The following is a 19,343-nucleotide window of genomic DNA, read 5'->3' as shown; positions in this document are numbered from 1 at the left end:
ATCAAAGCACAAAATAACAATTATATTTACTTTGAATGAAATGTTTTTGAGGAAACTTAACATTTAGTGGTGCGACATCGCCATGCATACAATACTGATTTTAGCATTGGGAATTTTCAAAATAGCTCTACTGCAAGCCTCAAGTGTTGAACCAGTAGTAATCACATCATCAATGAGCAAAAAATGCTTGCCATGATAATCTTCAGAAAAGGAAACATCAAAAGCAGTCGAAATCATATCAGCTCTTCCCAAAAAATCTTTTTTAGTCTGAGTTTTAGTGTATAATTTTCTATATAAAAGTTCATTGTTATATGGAATTTCAAGTTTTGAAGATAAGGCTTTGCCAAACCCTTCTACTTGATTATAACCTCTTTGGCGTAGTCGCGTTTTATGGAGAGGAACAGGTATGATATAATCAATTTTTTTAATTTGTTCTATATGCGCTAATTCTTCGCTATACCAATTGCCAATAATTGTCCCAATTTCTTCTTGTCCTTTGTATTTTAATTTATGTATTATCTCTTGTACAATACCTTTTTTATGGAAATAAAACAAAGCAGAACCAAACTCTAAAGGAATTCTACCATAAAATTTTTGAATCACTTCGTTTTCTTCAATTTTATGATGATTCGTCAACGGGATTTCATGTCGACATTGCGTACAAATTACTTTTTCGGAACTCAATAAAAACGAATGACAACCTGCGCAAGACTTTGGGAAAAATAGGTTAATAAGATGTCGAATCATAAAAAAAGAAATTTTCTTACATAAAAGTATAAAAAAATGTAATTCTAATCGTTTTTTAATCATTTTTTTAAAATCCGTTTTTATATTTTTGCAGCATTATGGCAAAACAAGAAGATATATTTAAGAACGTAGTTTCGCATGCAAAAGAGTACGGATTTATTTTTCCGTCAAGCGAAATTTACGATGGATTGAGCGCAGTGTATGATTATGCTCAAAACGGAGTAGAATTAAAAAAAAATATTAGAGAATATTGGTGGAAAGCAATGGTGCAGATGCATGATAACATTGTCGGTTTAGATGCCGCAATCCTTATGCATCCAACCACATGGAAAGCCTCCGGTCACGTTGATGCGTTTAACGATCCGTTAATTGACAACAAAGACTCTAAAAAAAGATATCGTGCTGATGTTTTAATTGAGGATTATGCCGAAAAATTAAACCTTAAAGCCAAAAAAGAAATCGAAAAAGCCCGTGAGCGTTTTGGAGACTCTTTTGACGAAGAGCAATACAAAACGACCAATCCAAGAGTGATGGAATATCTTTCGAAAGAAAGAGAAATTCTAGAAAGAATGGGACGTTCCTTAGGTAACGGAGATTTGGAAGATATAAAAAACCTTATCGAAGAATTGGAAATTGCCGATCCAGAAACCGGTTCAAGAAACTGGACAGAAGTGCGTCAATTTAACCTAATGTTTGGAACAAAATTGGGAGCTTCTGCTGAGAATGCTATGGATTTATACTTGCGCCCGGAAACCGCACAAGGAATTTTTGTGAATTTCTTAAACGTGCAAAAAACGGGTAGAATGAAGATTCCTTTCGGAATTGCACAAACCGGAAAAGCCTTCCGTAACGAGATTGTGGCACGTCAGTTCATTTTCCGCATGCGTGAATTTGAACAGATGGAAATGCAGTTTTTTGTGAAACCGGGCGAAGAAATGAAATGGTACGAATACTGGAAAACCACGCGTTTAAACTGGCATTTATCCTTGGGATTAGGCAAAGAAAACTATCGTTTCCATGACCATGAAAAATTAGCACATTATGCCAATGCCGCAGCTGATATTGAGTTTAATTTCCCATTCGGTTTCAAAGAATTGGAAGGAATTCACTCGAGAACTGACTTCGATTTGAAAGCTCATGAACAATATTCTGGTAAAAAATTACAATATTTTGACAATGAAACCAATTCAAACTACGTTCCTTATGTAGTAGAAACTTCAGTTGGGTTGGACCGAATGTTTTTGGCGGTTTTTGCTACATCATTACAGGAAGAAACTTTAGAAGATGGATCAACAAGAACCGTTTTGCGTTTACCTTCCGTATTAGCTCCAACAAAAGCAGCCGTTTTGCCATTGGTAAAAAAAGACGGATTACCAGAAGTAGCTCAAAAAATAATTGAAGATTTAAAATGGGATTTTAACGTAGCCTATGACGAAAAAGACGCTGTTGGCCGCCGTTACCGAAGACAAGATGCATTGGGAACTCCGTTTTGTATTACGGTTGATCACCAAACTCTAGAAGATGAAACCGTTACCATTCGACACAGAGATACAATGGCTCAGGACAGAGTAAAGATTTCCGAACTACGCGGACTTATAAATGCTGAGGTTTCTATTAGAAATTGGCTAATGAAAATGTAAACCTATAAATGTCATTGTTGCGAAGGATGGAAACGTCCAAAGGTAAAGTGGCGAAAAAAGATAACATCCCAAATTCTGAAAAGAGTGCGGGATTTTTCTTTTGTAAGAATATTTCCCTTTAAAAAATCACATATTAACAGATTCGGCATTTCTGTCAACATTTTCTATTATAAAAACTCCAAAAACTTACTTTCGATTTAAAGAAATAGATACGTTTAATTGAATTTATTTTCTAAGTTAAATATAATTATAGTCTTTAGCATAAACAATTAGTTTCCCCAAAACTACCTGTTATTTTTACCTAATCTAGTGCTTTCCCTAAATCTCTAACGGAATAGCATTAATGAGCCAAACGTATATCATTATTGATGATGATAAAGGAAGTATCTTAAAAACTCAGGCTATAGCTGAGCGTTTTAGGAATCTTAGCTTTGTTGCTTCAGCAAATAATTACGACGATGGTCTTAACTTAATTTTGGAACACCAACCCCGCTTAGTTTTTCTCGAGATTGATCCAGCCGATAAAAAGAGTAATCTTTCTTTAGCATTGATTAATGAATTGTATCGTTATTTAAGAATTGTTCCCAAAATCATTGTTACAACAAACAAAAAGGATTTGGCTTATGAAGCTCTGCAGTATGAGGTTGTTGATTATTTGCTAAAACCTATAAATATCAATGATTTTAGAAAAGCCATTTTAAAATTTGACCGAGCTATAAAATCTGATTTACCCTATTTAGAAGAAAAAAATCCTGTGGCTACTTTCGAAGTCTTAGATGAGTCATTGGTTGTTGAATTAGAAACCTCTGAACATGATGTTGAGGTAAAAGATGTACCGACAGACGTAAATCAATCTGCAACATTGAGCCCAGCCGAAGTTTCGAGAGAAATACCAAAACAGCAATCGCTTATTATTTGCGTGAAATCGTATGGGGATTATCGTTATATTGACTCAGAGGATGTGCTTTATTTTGAGGCCGATAACAACTCTACCGATATCCATTTGAATAATGGCGAAATGATTACGGCTTTTAAAACCTTAAAGCATTTTGAAACCGTTTTGCCGTCAACACAATTTCTGCGCATACACAACAGTTACATCATAAATGTAAATCAGGTGTCGCGAATTCATACTGGAAACACCGTTTGCTATATTAAAAACTCGACAACCAAACTTCCGTTCTCAAAATCCTATAAAGAGAACGTCGATTTAATCATTAGCCGAATAGCTGCCGGAAACTATTTGGAGATTTAAAAGAAAATTCTTAGTTTCGATAAAAATTGTGTCATGGAACTAAAGGTTTTAATGGTTGATGATCACCCACCTATTATTGAAGGGTATAGATCTATTCTTGCCCATAATTCCTTTGGCTATGCTTTAAATACTACTGCAGTCCATTCTTGTGAAGCAGCTTATAAAGAGGTTTTTCAAGCAAAAGATCCTTTTGACATTGTGTTTTTAGATATGACTTTACCACCTTATTTTGAAAAAAATATTAATACAGGAGATGATTTAGTTCCAATTGTGAGGAAACAGCATCCCAATGCTAAAATTGTAATTCTTACTTCACATTACGAGTCTATAGTTCTTTTTAAAATTATCAAAGATCATAACCCTCAAGGAATTTTAATTAAGAGTGATTTACAGCCGCAAGAATTAATTGATGCGTTTGATATTATAGTAAAAGGAGGAACTTATTTTAGTAAGACTGTATTGAATCACCAAAAATCTTGGGGAGAAAAGAATAAAGTTATGGATAGTTATAACCGCCAAATTCTTTTTTTACTCGCACAAGGAGTGAAAACCAAAAGCCTTCCTGATTTGCTTCATCTTTCGAAAAGTGCTATTGATAAAAGAAAAGCTATTCTTAAACAGCTTTTAGGTATTGACAAAGGGAATGATGAAGACATTCTGAAAGAAGCAAGAAAACAAGGGCTAATTTAGAATTTACCTCGAAAACTTCAGGAAAAAAACTTCTTTTTTCCTACTCTCGTATTATTATTGATTTCATAAAATGTACACTTTTTGTATATCAAAATGCAAAATCGGCAACCTACTTTTACAATATCAAACAATAGTAATTTAACATGTTTATTAGGTAGTTTTAAGTGGCTTGCCACCACATTAGTGACACAATACAAAGAATTCTTTTCTAGTTTTTTGTAGAGAAAATAGTTAAAGAAAAGACACTGTTTATTTTAGAGGTTTGTTATTAAACAGTAGTACGACTAAACCAACCAAAAAAAGCAGCCCAACCTTTATAATGTTTTGACGACACAAAGTTGGACTGAATAATTAAAATTATTTACAAATTTATGAAAAATTTATTATTTGGCTTAATCGCCACATTTTTATTTGCATCCAATGGGAATGCGCAAAAAATAACTCAAGAAAGTGTAAGGTTACAATTGGCACAAGGGATGTCTGATCTTACAAGTACATTAAAACCTGCATTTGATAAAACCACCAATGTTGATGATTTTAAGAAAAAAATCACGGGTTCCTGGTATTCTAAAATTACAAAAGAAGGGAATGATTTATTAAACATGTCCTACAAGTTACTTTCTAGTAAAACCTCTCCAGAAGAAATTTTAAAGAATTATAATGGCAAAGAAATGGCTGCTGCGGCGCTATATGTCGATAATCTATTCAAAAAAGGAATAAAAAGTGATGGCAGCGAATTGTTCGGAGGAACAACAGGTGATTATAATCCTTATGCGATTACGGTAACAGCTAAATGCAGATGGTATCAGTTAGGTTGTTGGATAAAAGAGATTTTTGGAGAAGCCGCTGGGACAATTATTAATGAAACAATAGTTACTATTCTAAGCGGTTTAATAGGTGGAATTAAAATTAGGTAAATATAAATATTGTAGTACATGTTGATAATATTTCAACATGTACTACTAATTCGTTAACATTAATGTTTAATTAGATAAGATTTTAGAAGATGAAAAAAATAATAATGGTGTTTGTTTTGTCAACATTTTTAACGGGCTGTAAAAACTATTTTTTTAACAGAGGATTAGAGAAAACAGGAGTTTATAACAAAAGTATTAAGTTAACAAAACTTCAAAGTAATTCTAAAGAAGTTGTCTTCTTCCCAATGAGACATATTGGAGTAGAAGAATTTTATAATGATACAGAAAAAAAAATTGACTCTTTAAAAAAAATAGATTACTATTTTTTTCTAGAAACTGTTAATGTCTCTTTGTATGATACAGTGACTTTAAGAAAATTTAGAAAAATAAGAGGAATTCCAATTCCTAATAAAGGATTAGGATATATGTATTTGATAGATTCAGTATATAAATTTAAACTAAAAAAGAAACTGATTGACCAACCAAAATATATTGCATTTGGGATTGATTCATTTTCGGGAAAAAGAGTTGATTTAGATTTAAAAGACATAATAACAGCCTATGAATCTAAATATGGTGAGATAATACTTGAAGCATGCGATTTTGAAACCTCAGTTTATAATAAATCAACATGTAACGATAAAAAGGTAGACAAGAGGATAATAGATAATTTATTGCTTACATTAAGAAATCAGAAAATAGTTAACGAAATTCATTTGCATAAAGGGACAAAAATTGCATTGATCTATGGTGAAGAGCACTTCATAGAAATAAAAGCAGCTCTTTTGTCTAATGACTTTAAACTCTCAAACTAATAAGTCCTAAACTAATCTGATAATCAATAAGAGAACAATTAGATTTAGATTGTTGAGCGACTAAAGAACTCAAAAAGCAGCCAACCTATATAATGTTTGACGACACAAAGCTGGACTGCAATAATTAAAATTATATCAAATATGAAAAATTTATTATTTGGCTTAATTGCCATTATCTCATTTGTATTAAATGCAAATGCACAAGAAAAAAGCGATGAAAATCAAAGAGCTGATTTTAAAAGCGCCTCATTAATAACTATATATGAAAAAGAGATTACAGAATATAAGTTTCTGTCTCTTATTGAACTGAATGAAGAAGCGGATCAAATTATTCAAGAATTTGATTTCAGTAATTCTCAAAACACCAAGCAAAACAGTTGTGAAATAACAATTGAAATCAAAGTTGAAGTAAGTATTGGTGTTGCAAAAGCAAACATTTCGGGATTAATAACAACCAGTTGTATAGAAGCTACTGACGCAACGAAACGGCTTAAAGCTATGTTGCTTGTTGCAGCAATGAGTTAACTCGAAAATAGTAAAGTTATGAAACATAAAATTATTATTTCATTATTATTTATGAGTCAATTATTATTTTCTCAAGCCAATCTTAATACTGTAATCAAAGGTGGAGAACTATTATTAAGTGGTTTATCAGTGCTAAAAATAAGTAAATCGAATGCTAAAAAGAACATTAAAGTAATTGAAAGTGTTTGTGTAAAAAATAAACTTACAGATAGAATTACATTTAGAATTGAAGGCAAAAATGAGGAAGATGAAGAAGTTAAAAGAGAACTCATTATCCCTACAGATGGGAAAGAATGCTTGTTTGCTTTGTCTAAAGGCATTTACACCTATGAAATTGTATTGACCAACAAAGAAATATATAAAAAAGGGGAGTACAAATTTGAAGACGAAGTGATAATTACTATCAAAGATGAGTGAGTGCGGTAAAGAATTTCGAAAATTTATAAAAATGTACACTTTTAGTGTACCAAAATCAAAAAACGACAATTTACTTTTACAATATCAAAATCAAGAACGTATTTTTTTTATTAAAAGAAATTTCTAATACTTAACAATACAAGTTTGATTGCGATAAATTAAATTGTGGTAGAATTGGGTTCCGGTTTTTTAATCGGGACTCAATTTGTTTTAACTTAATTGGCTTTATGAATAAAAGACTTATTTATTGGGGAATAATTTTACTGGTGTTTTTACACGGTTGTACTTCTAAAACAATCGAAGACAAAGAAGCCCAAGCTAATAATGATTCAATTAAGAAATATCTTGATCTGGCGGGGAATGATTCAATTACTTATGATAAAAGAATAAAGTATAATGATAAGGCGTATTCGCTTATTGATTTGAATAGGAATGACACGTTGACAAGGTATAATTTATATTATGCAGGAATTAACTATTGTAACTTATTGCAGTTTAAAAAGCTTGAAGAAAGCGCTAATATACTATTTATTTTATCCTTCAAATCAAAGAACCAATTAAGCATTGCGAATTCTTATAAGTTGAAAGGCTTAAACTATATGTTTAAATCTAAAAATGACCAAGCAATAGAATCTTTTTACAAATCAAAAAAAATTTTTTTAAAATTGAATTCTACGAAGCAATTAATAGCTTTAAACAAAGACATAGCTCAAGTTCAACTTTATTCTTCGGATTTTTTAGGGAGTAATAAAACATTGTTTGAAAATTTCAAACTTATAAAAATATTTAATAAAAATATTAATTTCGATTTATATAGGAACTATTCAACCATAGCTAGTAATTTTTCATACTTAAAAGATTATAAAAATTCTATTAAATATGAAAATGAGGGGCTAAAATACGTAAATAACAATTTGAGATTCGTTAATATTTCATATTGTGGTATTGCAGATTCTTATATTCAACTTAAGGAATATGATAAAGCACAATATTATATTGACTTGATTTTAGAAAACCCCAAAAGTAAGATTGTAAATCCTCAAAATTTTTATAAAGCAAAATCAATGAATGGTTATCTTAAATTAGTTCAGAATAAAATATCTGGTTTACCTAATCTTTTTTTTGAAGCAGAAAATTATTATTCAAAAAATGATCATGATAATGGACAAAATTATAACCAAATCAATCTTTCTAAGTATTATGAAAAAATAAACGACACAATAAATGCTATAAAGGCTGCCAATAAAGCGGTTTCCATATCCAAAAGCTACAACAATCCTTCGGATATTTTAATTACTTTAGAACAACTCATAAAAGTTGACAAAAAAAATGCTTCAACCAATGCTAAAGAGTATATTCGAATTAATGATAGTTTGCAAATTTCGGAACGTAACTTTAGAGATAAATTTGCCCGTATAGCCTATGAAACTGACAAAATATCTCAAGAGAAAGAAACAGCGATTAAACAAAAATGGATTATTGTAACTATTGCAGGAGTAATTATAGTAATAATTGTATTACTGTTAATTATTACTAGACAACGTTCTAAACAAAAAGAGTTGCAACTCCAGCAATCGCAACAAAAAGCAAATGAAGAAATCTATCATTTAATGCTAACCCAAAAAGCTAAGGAAGACGAAGCTAGACAAACGGAAAAGAAACGCATAGCCAGAGAACTTCACGATGGGATTATGAATAAATTATCCAGTACACGTTTAAATTTAGCTATATTGTCTAAAAAAACAGATACGGAGACAATACAAAAATGTTTAACCTATATAAATCAGATTAACCAAATTGAAACCGATATCCGAAACATATCTCATGATTTAAATCAAGACGTATTTCAAGAAGAAGACAGTTTTGGAATAATGATAGAAGATTTTGTAAACGAACAAAACACAACGAGTAAGACCCATTACGAATTAGAATTAGACAATGATATAGATTGGAATGCAATATCTAGTGAAATAAAAATGCATTTATACCGAATAATTCAGGAAGCAAGCCATAATATTAATAAATATGGCCAAGCAAAAAAAGCATCAATCAGTATTGTCCTTGATGCTCCAAATATTTGTATGGCAATTACAGATAACGGAATTGGTTTTGATACATCAGTTATTTCAAATGGGATTGGCATTCAAAATATGCAAGCTCGGGTAAAATTATTAAACGGGAAGTTCAGTATTAGTTCAACCAAACATGCTACTACTTCTGTAAATATTGCTATTCCAATAAAATAAAACCAACTTTCAAGTATTTTAAAACTGAGCGAGCACTCAATTCAGCTTCAGAGGCAATCATTTTAACTTCTTAGAATTTCAATTGCCGAAAGTCAAAATTGAAATATCTAAATCTATTTATTGTATTTTTTTTAATTAAGGTAATTAAAAACTAATGGTTAAGCTACCACTTTACCCAAATTTTGCGCCTACATCATAATTTACTTCATGGCAAAGTCAGGATTGACAAGCTTTTTGGCCAAAAACACAAAATTTATAAAAACCATCCACTCGGATTTGACTATCATTCACTATCAAACGACGGCATTCCACCATAAACACCACTATTCATAAGGATTGACAGAGACATCCTTTTTAGTTTTACATCGTGAAAGTGTCCCATTGCCTCAAATCAATTAAAAGACACATTAAGCGAAATTGAGTTAAAACATTAAAAACATAAAGTCTCAAATTATGAAAAAATTAGCAACAACATTCGGATTATTAGCTTTAATGCTAATTGTTACATCATTTACAACTCCTAATGAAGTGGGGGGTAAAGGAACTGGATTGGGTAATGGAGGGAATATATATTACGAAGTAGGTGGAAAAGGAACTGGATTAGGCAATGGAGGAAACATTAATTTTGAAGTAGGAGGAAAAGGAACCGGTTTAGGTAACGGAGGAAATATATATTATGAAGTAGGAGGAAAAGGAACCGGATTAGGTAATGGAGGAAATATCCAATAAAGTAATATAAAAATATTATTAATTGAAGCTATCTTATTAAAGATAGCTTTTTTTTTGAATATATTTGTTTTTATTTAACCATGTTACTAATTGAAAACAAAATACTTCATATTTGCTTATTTATTATTTTTATGTTCATGTTCAAATGACAAAAAAAAATCGGTAGAAAAATATTTAAGTCCTACAGACAGTATAAGTTATTACCTCAAAAAAGTTGAAAGGCTAGATATAACAAATGCTGAAAAAGTTAAAATTCTTGACCAAGCAATAACTATTATTAAAAATTCTGAAAACTCTTTAAAATCAAGAGAATTGAATTTTGAAATTATAGCAAAGTATTTTGAGACAGGCGAATGGGATCACTATAAGAATGCTGCAGAAATTTTATTGAAGAATTCCTTATCCGCTAATGATATAATAAGCAAAGCTAATGCCTACCGATCATTTGGTAATTATTATTATCAAACGAATCAACCTGACAGTTCTTTCTTATACTACACTAAGTCTGAAAAAATATATTATCAAATAAAAGACTATGATGGTTATTCAACTATCATGTTAAAGAAAGGGTTAATACAATTTAATGCAAATGATAATTTGGGAGCCGATTTATCACTTTCAAAATCATTGTCGGCAATAAAAAAAATTAATGATTCGAAAAAAAAACATTTTGTCTTGATTCAGCTTGGATTAAACGCAAATCAACTTAAAGAATATTCTAAGGCAATCAATTATTTTAACCAAGCTTTAATAGTTGCAAAAAACAATAATTTTTCAGACGTATTTCAAGAAACAGTTTGTCTAAGTAATATTGGTTTGGTTTATCAAAATCTTAAAGAACATAAAAAAGCCATTTCTTTTTTAAAGAAATCACTAAAATACAATAATTTAAAACAAGATTATCCTATTGCTTATTCTAATATAACAGATAACTTAGCCTATTCAAAACTTCAAATTAATGATTTAAATGGTTTGCCAGATTTGTTTTTAGAATCTCTCAAAATTAGAAAAAAACTGAATGATAAATCGGCTGTTGTAATTAGTTATATTCACATTTCGGAATATTATTATAAAACAAATCAAAGAAAAAGAGCTCTAGAATATGCTAATATGGCTTTAGAAACAGCTAAAAGTAATAAAATTCCAATAGACTTATTATTTTCATTGAAGCAAGCCTCGGTAGTAGATAATAAAAATGCAGCAAAATATTCTGACGATTATCTTAGAATATCCGACAGTCTTCAAATAGCTGAAAGAAATTCCAGAGACCGCTTTGCCCGCATTCAATTAGGAACTCAAGAAATAATTGAAGAAAACGATGTTCTTGCAAACAGAAACAGAAACCTACTTTATGGTTTTGTAATCACCTTTATTTTAGTTGGATTATTATTTATTGTAAGAGCACAACGCGCACGAACACGAGAACTATTATTCAAACAAGCTCAACAAAAAGCAAATGAAGAGATTTTTAATCTCATGATGTCGCAACAATCCATCATAGACGAAAGTAGATATAAAGAAAAGAAACGATTGGCGCAAGACCTTCATGACGGGGTTTTGGGAAGAATGTTTGGGTTGCGTTTAAATTTAGATAGTTTGAATTCGAGTACTGACCCTGATGCGCCTCAAAAAAGAACAGAATTACTAAATGAATTAAAAACTATTGAACAGGATATTCGTGAAATTTCACACGACCTGAATAGAGAGAAATTAGTTTTAATTAATAATTTTGTGTCGATAGTTCATAATTTATTAGAAGAACAAAAATCTTCACACGAAGCGGAAGTAACGTATAATATTGACACCTCTATTAATTGGGATAAAGTAGGTAATGCTATCAAAATTAACATGTACCGTATTTTGCAAGAAGGATTGCAAAATATTAATAAATATGCTGTTGCCAAGCACATAAAAGTAGAAATTAGTGGAGATTCAGAAAGTGTTTTCCTAAAAATTCAAGACGACGGAATTGGTTTTGATGTCAACAAGAAAAGTAAAGGAATTGGAATGCAAAACATGATTTCAAGAACGAATGACTGTCAGGGAATTATTGATATATCTTCTAAAAAAGGCAATGGAACATGCATCGAGATCACTATACCAATAGCAACCAAACAACTAATTGAAGAGCCAGTATGACAAAATCAATGAAAATATTAATAGTAGATGATCATCCTTTTATTATTCAGGCATATAAAAATGCTCTAGAAAAGTATAGCCAACAAGGATATGAGTTTGAAGTTATACAAGCCAACAACTGTAAATCGGGATATGAAAATATTGTTGAATCAAAAATACCTTTTAACGTAGCTTTTTTTGACATCAGTATGCCCGAATATGCTGAAAAAGGAATTTACTCTGGCGAAGACTTAGCAGTTTTAATGAAATCCGAAATGCCTAGTTGTAAAGTTATTCTATTAACAATGCATGATGAATTGCTTAAAATTAATAACATTATTAAAAATATAAATCCAAATGGATTAATTATTAAAAACGATTTGACATTTGATGAATTGATTTTTGCTTTTGATAAAATTATTAATAATGAAAGCTATTATAGCCAAACGGTTATTAAATTAGTAGGTCAGGCCAAATATAATGATATAGAATTGGACGCTTTTGACAAACAAATATTGTTTCACTTGTCAAAAGGAGTAAAAACAAAAGATTTGCCACAATATATTCCGCTTTCCCTTAGTGCCATTGAGAAACGTAAACTCAACATCAGAGAAATATTGGAAGTAAAAGGCGAAAGTGACATCGATTTAATTAACGAAGCCAAAACAAAAGGTGTCATTTAACGATTATGCGCGAAACCCTAACAACAATTTTGCCTACATAGGTGTAACTTAGCTGAATAATTTTAACGTTAACTGTAGGGTTTAAGTAGTATAACTTAAAAAAACTACTTTATTTATATGATAAAGGGGTGAAAGTGATACTGTAAAAAGTATCGCTTTTTTGTTTTTCAAAATATTATTCTTCACTCAGTGCATTCCAACCACGAGCTTTTAAAGGAATTTTAGTATTGGCTCTAGTAATCAAATGAATTCCTTCACTTTCAGGGGTTAAATGACCAATTACGGTAAAATTTGGATTGGCTTTAATTTTGTCAAAATCATCTAAAGCAATGGTAAACAACAATTCGTAATCTTCGCCACCATTTATAGCCACAGTTGTTGAGTCGATATTGAATTCCTCACAAACATTGATAAACTGTGGGTCAACCGGAATCTTTTCTTCGTATAAATTACAACCAACTTTAGATTGTTTGCAAATGTGTATTATTTCAGAAGACAAACCATCCGAAATATCAATCATCGATGTTGGTTTTACTTCCAATTTGCTCAATAATTCTCTGATGTCGTGACGGGCTTCTGGTTTTAATTGACGTTCTATTAAATAAGTATACGCATCTAAGTCGGGTTGGTTGTTTGGATTTACCTGAAACACTTGTTTCTCGCGCTCCAAAACTTGTAATCCCATATAAGCAGAACCCAAATCGCCTGTAACCACTAATAAATCGCCATCATTTGCACCATTTCTATAAACAATCTCCTCTTCATTAGCTTCGCCAATCGCGGTAATAGAAATAATTAATCCTTTCTGTGACGAAGTAGTATCGCCTCCAATAACATCTACATTATAAAATTTTGCTGCCAAAGCAATACCATCGAATAATTCTTCTAAAGCTTCGAGCGGAAAGCGATTGGATACCGCAACAGAAACCGTAATCTGTGTTGGTTTTGCATTCATAGCGCAAATATCAGATACATTTACTACCACAGCTTTGTAACCCAGGTGTCGTAATGGCATATAGGATAAATCAAAATGTACACCTTCAATTAATAAATCAGTTGAAACAACAACTTTTTTGTTTTTAAAATCCAATATAGCTGCATCATCACCAATTCCTTTTAAAGTCGATGGTTGTTTTACATCAAAATTTTTTGTCAAATGGTCAATCAAACCAAATTCTCCCAGTTGAGAAAGTGAAGTTCTTTGCGGCGTTTTATCTTCTAGCATACTTGTTGAATTTAGGTTTCAAAGTTACTGCTTTAATGCTAAACAAAAAACCCAACAACTTTCGTAATTGGGTTTTTCTTTATTCTTGTATCTTTACTCTTTCTTCTGAAATTAATCATTCAATTTCAAAACCGCCATAAAGGCTTCTTGCGGAATTTCTACATTTCCTACCAAGCGCATTCGTTTCTTTCCTTTTTTCTGTTTTTCCAATAGTTTACGCTTTCTCGAAATATCTCCACCATAACATTTTGCAGTTACATCTTTTCGCAATGCTTTTATGGTTTCACGCGCAATAATTTTGGCACCAATCGCCGCCTGAATCGGAATGTCAAACTGCTGTCTTGGTATTAATTCCCGCAACTTCTCACACATTTTTTTACCAATATTATAGGCGTTACTTTCATGAATCAATGCCGAAAGGGCATCCACTGATTGAGCGTTTAATAAAACATCTAATTTTACCAATTTTGACGCTCGCATTCCAATTGGAGAATAGTCAAATGAAGCATATCCTTTAGAAACTGTTTTTAATCGATCATAAAAATCAAATACAATTTCTGCCAAGGGCATATCAAAATTCAATTCAACTCTTTCGGTAGTTAGATACGTTTGATTAGTTATAACACCTCGTTTTTCAATACACAAACTCATTACATTCCCAACATAATCGGATTTGGTAATAATGGTGGCTTTTATAAAAGGTTCTTCAACTCTATCTAATCTTGAAGGTTCGGGTAAATCGGATGGATTGTTTACAACAAAACCAGTTTCAGGATCTTTTTTGGTATATGCCAAATAAGAAACGTTGGGAACTGTTGTAATTACTGTCATATCGTATTCACGCTCCAAACGTTCTTGTATGATTTCCAAATGCAACATTCCTAAGAATCCGCAACGGAACCCAAATCCTAATGCGGCTGAACTTTCAGTCATAAAAACTAAACTGGCATCGTTTAATTGCAATTTCTCCATCGAAGCACGCAAATCTTCATAATCTTCCGTATCTACAGGGTAAATTCCGGCGAAAACCATTGGTTTTACATCTTCAAATCCCGTAATCATATTCGTTGTTGGTGTTTTAGCATCCGTTAAGGTATCACCCACTTTTACTTCTTTTGCTTCTTTAATTCCTGAAATTAAATACCCAACATCGCCGGTAGAAATCACATCTTTTGGCACTTGATTTAACTTCAAAGTACCAACTTCATCTGCAAAATATTCATTGCCCGTTGCCATGAATTTGATTTTTTGCCCTTTTCTGATTTCGCCGTTTTTTACACGGAAAATAACTTCAATTCCACGAAACGGATTGTAATGCGAATCGAAAATCAAAGCCTGAAGAGGTTCATCTTTATTCCCTTTTGGTGCAGGAATTTTTTCTATTATAGCTGCCAGAATATTCTCCACACCAAAACCGGTTTTACCCGAAGCGTGAATAATTTCTTCTATTTTGCAACCTAATAAATCAATAATATCGTCGCTAACTTCTTCCGGATTCGCACTTGGTAAATCAACTTTATTCAATACAGGAATGATTTCCAGGTCATTTTCTAAAGCCAAATACAAATTAGAAATCGTTTGTGCTTGAATACTTTGTGCTGCGTCTACAATTAAAAGCGCCCCTTCACAAGCAGCAATAGAACGGGAAACTTCATATGAAAAATCTACGTGTCCCGGAGTATCAATAAGGTTCAGAATATAATCTTCGCCTTTGTATTTATATTCCATTTGGATGGCGTGACTCTTAATCGTTATCCCACGTTCACGCTCCAAGTCCATATTATCAAGTAACTGGGCCTTTTCTTCACGAGCTGTAACGGTTTGTGTAGCACCAAGTAGTCGGTCTGCAAGTGTGCTTTTTCCGTGGTCAATATGCGCAATAATGCAAAAATTTCTAATGTTCTTCATCTTCGTAAATCTGTCAATTTTGGGTAAAATGCGCCCGCATTTAATCAGCAAATATAAGGCAAAGTTTTTGATTGAAGATTGAACACTAACGAATGTTGATTGTTGATTTAAATTCTTAAATCTAAAAACAACAATCTTCATTCAACAATCTTTAGTATTTTTGCCAAAAATTAATAGTATGCCCAAAATAGGCAACATCATATTACCAGATTTTCCTTTACTACTTGCACCTATGGAAGACGTTAGCGATCCTCCGTTTCGCAGGTTGTGCAAATTACATGGAGCCGATTTGATGTATTCAGAATTTATTTCTTCCGAAGGACTGATTCGTGATGCAATTAAAAGCCGCATGAAGTTGGATATTTTTGATTATGAAAGACCGGTTGGAATCCAGATTTTTGGTGGAGATGAAGAAGCCATGGAAATGTCATCGAGGATTGTCGACGCTGTTCAGCCCGATTTGGTAGATATTAATTTTGGTTGCCCAGTAAAAAAAGTAGTGTGCAAAGGCGCCGGTGCAGGCGTTTTGAAAGATGTTGATTTGATGGTTCGTTTGACTAAAGCGGTGATTAAAGGAACCAATCTTCCTGTAACGGTAAAAACAAGATTAGGTTGGGACGAAAACTCCATTAATATTGATGAGGTTGCCGAAAGGTTACAAGATATTGGCGTGCAAGCTTTGACGGTTCATGCCAGAACACGTGCTCAAATGTACAAAGGAAGTGCAGACTGGACGCATATTGCCCGTGTGAAAAACAATCCTAGAATTACCATGCCGATTTTCGGTAATGGTGATATTGATTCTCCCGAAAAAGCATTGGAATACAAGAATAAATTTGGTTTAGACGGGATGATGATTGGTCGCGCTGCGATTGGTTATCCATGGATTTTTAATGAAATAAAGCATTACTTCAAAACTGGGGAATATTTGGCACAACCAACAATGCTTGACCGAGTGGAAGCAGCACGAAATCACTTAACCTGGTCTATGGATTGGAAAGGAGAACGCGTTGGAATTGTAGAAATGCGTCGTCATTATACCAATTACTTCAAAGGGGTTTCTAACTTCAAAGAACACCGATTAAAATTGGTTACGCTTGAATCGGCTGAAAGTTTGTTTAAAGCTTTGGATGAAATTCAGGAAGTTTATGCGGATTATCAATTTGTTTAATCCAACAATTTTTTTGTCACTCGGCTACTCGCAATTAAACTAGATATAAAACCAAGTGCGACAATAGTTCCGAAAACAATCAGCATATTTTGAATGCTGAAAACCACCGGATAAGCTAAAGATTCCGTAATCATGACTAATTTGAAATGTTGTTGAATCAGCACTATAATTATCCCTAAAATCAATCCGATAATTCCGCCAATGATAGTCAGTAAACTTCCTTGAAGCAGGAATATTTTCTTTAAATATTTGACTTCTGAACCCAAATTAAAAAGCGTTTTCAGGTTGCTTTTCTTTTCCAAAATCATCATAATCAAGGCGCCAATTAAATTGAATAATGCAATAATAATGACTAAGGTGAAAATAAGATAAACTGCAATATTCTCGGTATTTAACATCTTATATAAAGTCGCATTAAGTTGGGCTCTGTTCTTTACTTCAACTTTATTTTGGAAAATAAGATTAAGTTTCTCCATAATTTCGGCTTCGTTGGCATTGTGTTTTATTTTAATTTCAACACCTGAAATCTGATTGTGTTTGTATTCTAATAAGTCTTGAGCCAAAGTCAAATCAGCAAAAACATATTTGCCATCCAAATCTTCACTTATAGCATAAATTCCAACCGGAATCAGGACTGATTTGTTGAATGCTTCAGCTTCGCTTTCGATTACAGCTTTACCTTTTCGAGGCACATACACCTCAAAATCATTATTAAAGTCAAAAAGGCCAAGCGATAATTTTTGCGTAATTCCATAACCTACAACCACTTCGGCAGTCTTGTATCGAAGCCATTTTCCGTTAAAAAGATTTTTAGAAACTGAGTTGATTTTAGTGTAATTTACATCAACACCTTTCAAATAAGTAACCTGTTCTTTTCCGTCAAAAAAGAAAAGTACACGTTCTTCTACTACTTTACTATAAGAAGCAATACCTTCAATAGCGGCAATTTCTTTTTCTTGTTTTGGAGAAATAAAAAAAGATTTTCCTTGAATCGGATTAACTTTTAAATCAGGATCAATAGTATTGGAAAAAGACAAACTGAAATCGCGCAAGCCGCTAAAAACGGAGAGAACAACAAATAATGCGAGCGTACCCACAATAATTCCAATCGATGCAATACCTGTAATAATATTGATAGCATTGTTTTTACTTTTGCTAAAAAGATATCTTTTGGCTATGTAAAGTGGGAAGTTCACTTAGAATTTCTTGCGTTTTTCTAAAAGGTCACGGTTTTCGATTGGATTTTCTTTTCCTGATAAAGCATTGTCAATCTTTTCGATATAATCCAATGAATCGTCAATATAAAAAGAAAGGTTAGGCACCTTTCGCAACTGCAATTTTACACGTTGCGACAAATCGTGCTTAATCAATGGGGCATTGGTTTTTATGGCTTCAAGTAAATCCTTTGCTTTGTCTTGTGGGAAAACACTCAAATATACTTTGGCAATAGATAAATCAGTAGTTACAATTACTTTGGAAACCGAAATCACTAAGTTTGAAATTCCGTTTTTACGTATTTCGCCTTGCAAAATATCTACTAAATCCTTTTGCAACACACTGCCTATTTTCTTCTGTCTATTCGTTTCCATGGCGCAAAAATACAATTTTTAAGTTACAAAGTTAGAAAGTTGTAGCTTTGTAAAGTTTTTAGAAGCACAGCATTACTTTATCAGGGCTAAAAGAAAAACCATAGCTACTTTGTGAACTTTACTAAAACTTTGCGAACTTTGCGGTTAAAGAACAAAACATGCGCAAAATTGAACACATCGGAATTGCAGTCAACAATCTGGAAACTTCCAATTTACTTTTCGAAAAACTTTTCGGTAATCCACCCTATAAACAGGAAGAAGTGGAAAGTGAAGGCGTGAAAACATCTTTTTTCATGAACGGTCCCAATAAAATAGAACTTCTAGAAGCTACAAATCCGGGAAGTCCAATTGCAAAATTCTTAAAAAAAAAAGGGGAAGGCATTCATCATATTGCATTTGATGTGGAGAATATTTTAGAAGAAATAGACAGATTAAAAAAAGAAGGTTTTGTTGTTTTAAACGAAACTCCAAAAAAAGGAGCCGATAATAAACTCGTGGCTTTTTTACACCCAAAAGGAACCAATGGCGTTCTGATTGAACTTTGTCAAGAAATCGGGTGAAAAATAGTTGCATCAAAACAAAAATAGTAGTAATATTGCAACCGCTTTAAGCGGGTCCTATAGCTCAGTTGGTTAGAGCACCTGACTCATAATCAGGTGGTCCTTGGT

At 32.3% G+C, this 19,343-nt stretch carries 18 protein-coding genes; 13 read left to right on the top strand and 5 right to left on the bottom strand.

All coding sequences use genetic code 11. From position 1 onward, the window contains the following. Window positions 1-63: 63 nt before the first annotated feature. The gene (locus ACOYLP_RS02935; RefSeq protein WP_422854680.1) at window positions 64-747 is read right to left on the bottom strand and encodes a ComF family protein; all 684 of its coding nucleotides are present in this window, start codon (window positions 745-747) and stop codon (window positions 64-66) included. 98 nt (window positions 748-845) lie between these two features. On the opposite strand from ACOYLP_RS02935, the gene ACOYLP_RS02930 reads away from it, so the two are divergent. The 11 genes from ACOYLP_RS02930 to ACOYLP_RS02880 all read left to right on the top strand — a co-directional run bounded on the left by ACOYLP_RS02930 (window position 846) and on the right by ACOYLP_RS02880 (window position 12,782). Beyond that, on the top strand, window positions 846-2,387 hold the full coding sequence (locus ACOYLP_RS02930; RefSeq protein ID WP_422854679.1) for a glycine--tRNA ligase: 1,542 nt from the start codon (window positions 846-848) through the stop codon (window positions 2,385-2,387). 343 nt (window positions 2,388-2,730) lie between these two features. After that, complete coding sequence (locus ACOYLP_RS02925; protein WP_422854678.1) at window positions 2,731-3,642, top strand: LytR/AlgR family response regulator transcription factor; 912 nt, start codon at window positions 2,731-2,733, stop codon at window positions 3,640-3,642. A 33-nt stretch (window positions 3,643-3,675) separates the two neighbouring features. Then, a complete protein-coding gene (locus ACOYLP_RS02920; protein WP_422854677.1) occupies window positions 3,676-4,332 on the top strand; it encodes a response regulator in 657 nt (218 codons plus the stop codon). A 371-nt stretch (window positions 4,333-4,703) separates the two neighbouring features. Beyond that, window positions 4,704-5,249: a hypothetical protein gene (locus ACOYLP_RS02915; RefSeq protein ID WP_422854676.1), complete on the top strand. Its 546-nt coding sequence runs from the start codon at window positions 4,704-4,706 to the stop codon at window positions 5,247-5,249. Window positions 5,250-5,338: 89 nt separating this feature from the next. Then, window positions 5,339-6,064, top strand: a complete 726-nt coding sequence (locus ACOYLP_RS02910) for a hypothetical protein (protein ID WP_422854675.1) — start codon at window positions 5,339-5,341, stop codon at window positions 6,062-6,064. A 141-nt stretch (window positions 6,065-6,205) separates the two neighbouring features. Continuing rightward, on the top strand, window positions 6,206-6,589 hold the full coding sequence (locus ACOYLP_RS02905) for a hypothetical protein (protein WP_422854674.1): 384 nt from the start codon (window positions 6,206-6,208) through the stop codon (window positions 6,587-6,589). Window positions 6,590-6,607: 18 nt separating this feature from the next. Further along, complete coding sequence (locus tag ACOYLP_RS02900; RefSeq protein ID WP_422854673.1) at window positions 6,608-7,006, top strand: hypothetical protein; 399 nt, start codon at window positions 6,608-6,610, stop codon at window positions 7,004-7,006. Between the two features lie 227 nt (window positions 7,007-7,233). Continuing rightward, complete coding sequence (locus tag ACOYLP_RS02895; RefSeq protein ID WP_422854672.1) at window positions 7,234-9,252, top strand: tetratricopeptide repeat-containing sensor histidine kinase; 2,019 nt, start codon at window positions 7,234-7,236, stop codon at window positions 9,250-9,252. A gap of 453 nt (window positions 9,253-9,705) precedes the next feature. Next, window positions 9,706-9,981 (top strand): hypothetical protein, encoded by a 276-nt coding sequence (locus tag ACOYLP_RS02890; protein WP_422854671.1) that lies wholly within the window; start codon window positions 9,706-9,708, stop codon window positions 9,979-9,981. 90 nt (window positions 9,982-10,071) lie between these two features. Beyond that, window positions 10,072-12,120, top strand: a complete 2,049-nt coding sequence (locus ACOYLP_RS02885) for an ATP-binding protein (protein WP_422854670.1) — start codon at window positions 10,072-10,074, stop codon at window positions 12,118-12,120. Window positions 12,121-12,128: 8 nt separating this feature from the next. Further along, complete coding sequence (locus ACOYLP_RS02880; RefSeq protein WP_422854669.1) at window positions 12,129-12,782, top strand: response regulator; 654 nt, start codon at window positions 12,129-12,131, stop codon at window positions 12,780-12,782. 175 nt (window positions 12,783-12,957) lie between these two features. Here the strand turns inward: ACOYLP_RS02880 and thiL are convergent, their stop codons facing one another. Both thiL and lepA read right to left on the bottom strand, forming a co-directional pair. Continuing rightward, a complete protein-coding gene (gene thiL / locus ACOYLP_RS02875; protein ID WP_422854668.1) occupies window positions 12,958-14,007 on the bottom strand; it encodes a thiamine-phosphate kinase in 1,050 nt (349 codons plus the stop codon). A gap of 111 nt (window positions 14,008-14,118) precedes the next feature. After that, on the bottom strand, window positions 14,119-15,915 hold the full coding sequence (lepA, locus tag ACOYLP_RS02870) for a translation elongation factor 4 (protein ID WP_422854667.1): 1,797 nt from the start codon (window positions 15,913-15,915) through the stop codon (window positions 14,119-14,121). 178 nt (window positions 15,916-16,093) lie between these two features. Here lepA and dusB point away from each other — a divergent pair, with 178 nt between their 5' ends. Continuing rightward, complete coding sequence (dusB, locus tag ACOYLP_RS02865) at window positions 16,094-17,086, top strand: tRNA dihydrouridine synthase DusB (RefSeq protein ID WP_422854666.1); 993 nt, start codon at window positions 16,094-16,096, stop codon at window positions 17,084-17,086. Here dusB and ACOYLP_RS02860 read toward each other — a convergent pair. Together ACOYLP_RS02860 and rbfA are read right to left on the bottom strand one after the other, a co-directional pair. Then, entirely contained in the window at window positions 17,083-18,282 is a 1,200-nt protein-coding gene (locus ACOYLP_RS02860; RefSeq protein ID WP_422854665.1) for an ABC transporter permease, read from the bottom strand. The two genes, dusB and ACOYLP_RS02860, sit on opposite strands and share 4 nt — an antisense overlap. Further along, complete coding sequence (gene rbfA, locus ACOYLP_RS02855) at window positions 18,283-18,675, bottom strand: 30S ribosome-binding factor RbfA (RefSeq protein ID WP_290286863.1); 393 nt, start codon at window positions 18,673-18,675, stop codon at window positions 18,283-18,285. Window positions 18,676-18,833: 158 nt separating this feature from the next. Between rbfA and mce the strand changes: the two genes are divergently transcribed. Beyond that, window positions 18,834-19,235 (top strand): methylmalonyl-CoA epimerase, encoded by a 402-nt coding sequence (gene mce / locus ACOYLP_RS02850; protein ID WP_422854664.1) that lies wholly within the window; start codon window positions 18,834-18,836, stop codon window positions 19,233-19,235. Window positions 19,236-19,343 lie beyond the last annotated feature (108 nt).

The sequence above is a fragment of the Flavobacterium sp. genome (assembly GCF_049318325.1).
In the GTDB taxonomy this organism is placed as follows: Bacteria; Bacteroidota; Bacteroidia; order Flavobacteriales; family Flavobacteriaceae; genus Flavobacterium.
Note: the sequence above shows the minus strand (reverse complement) of the source record. Positions and strands in the feature narration are given on the sequence as shown.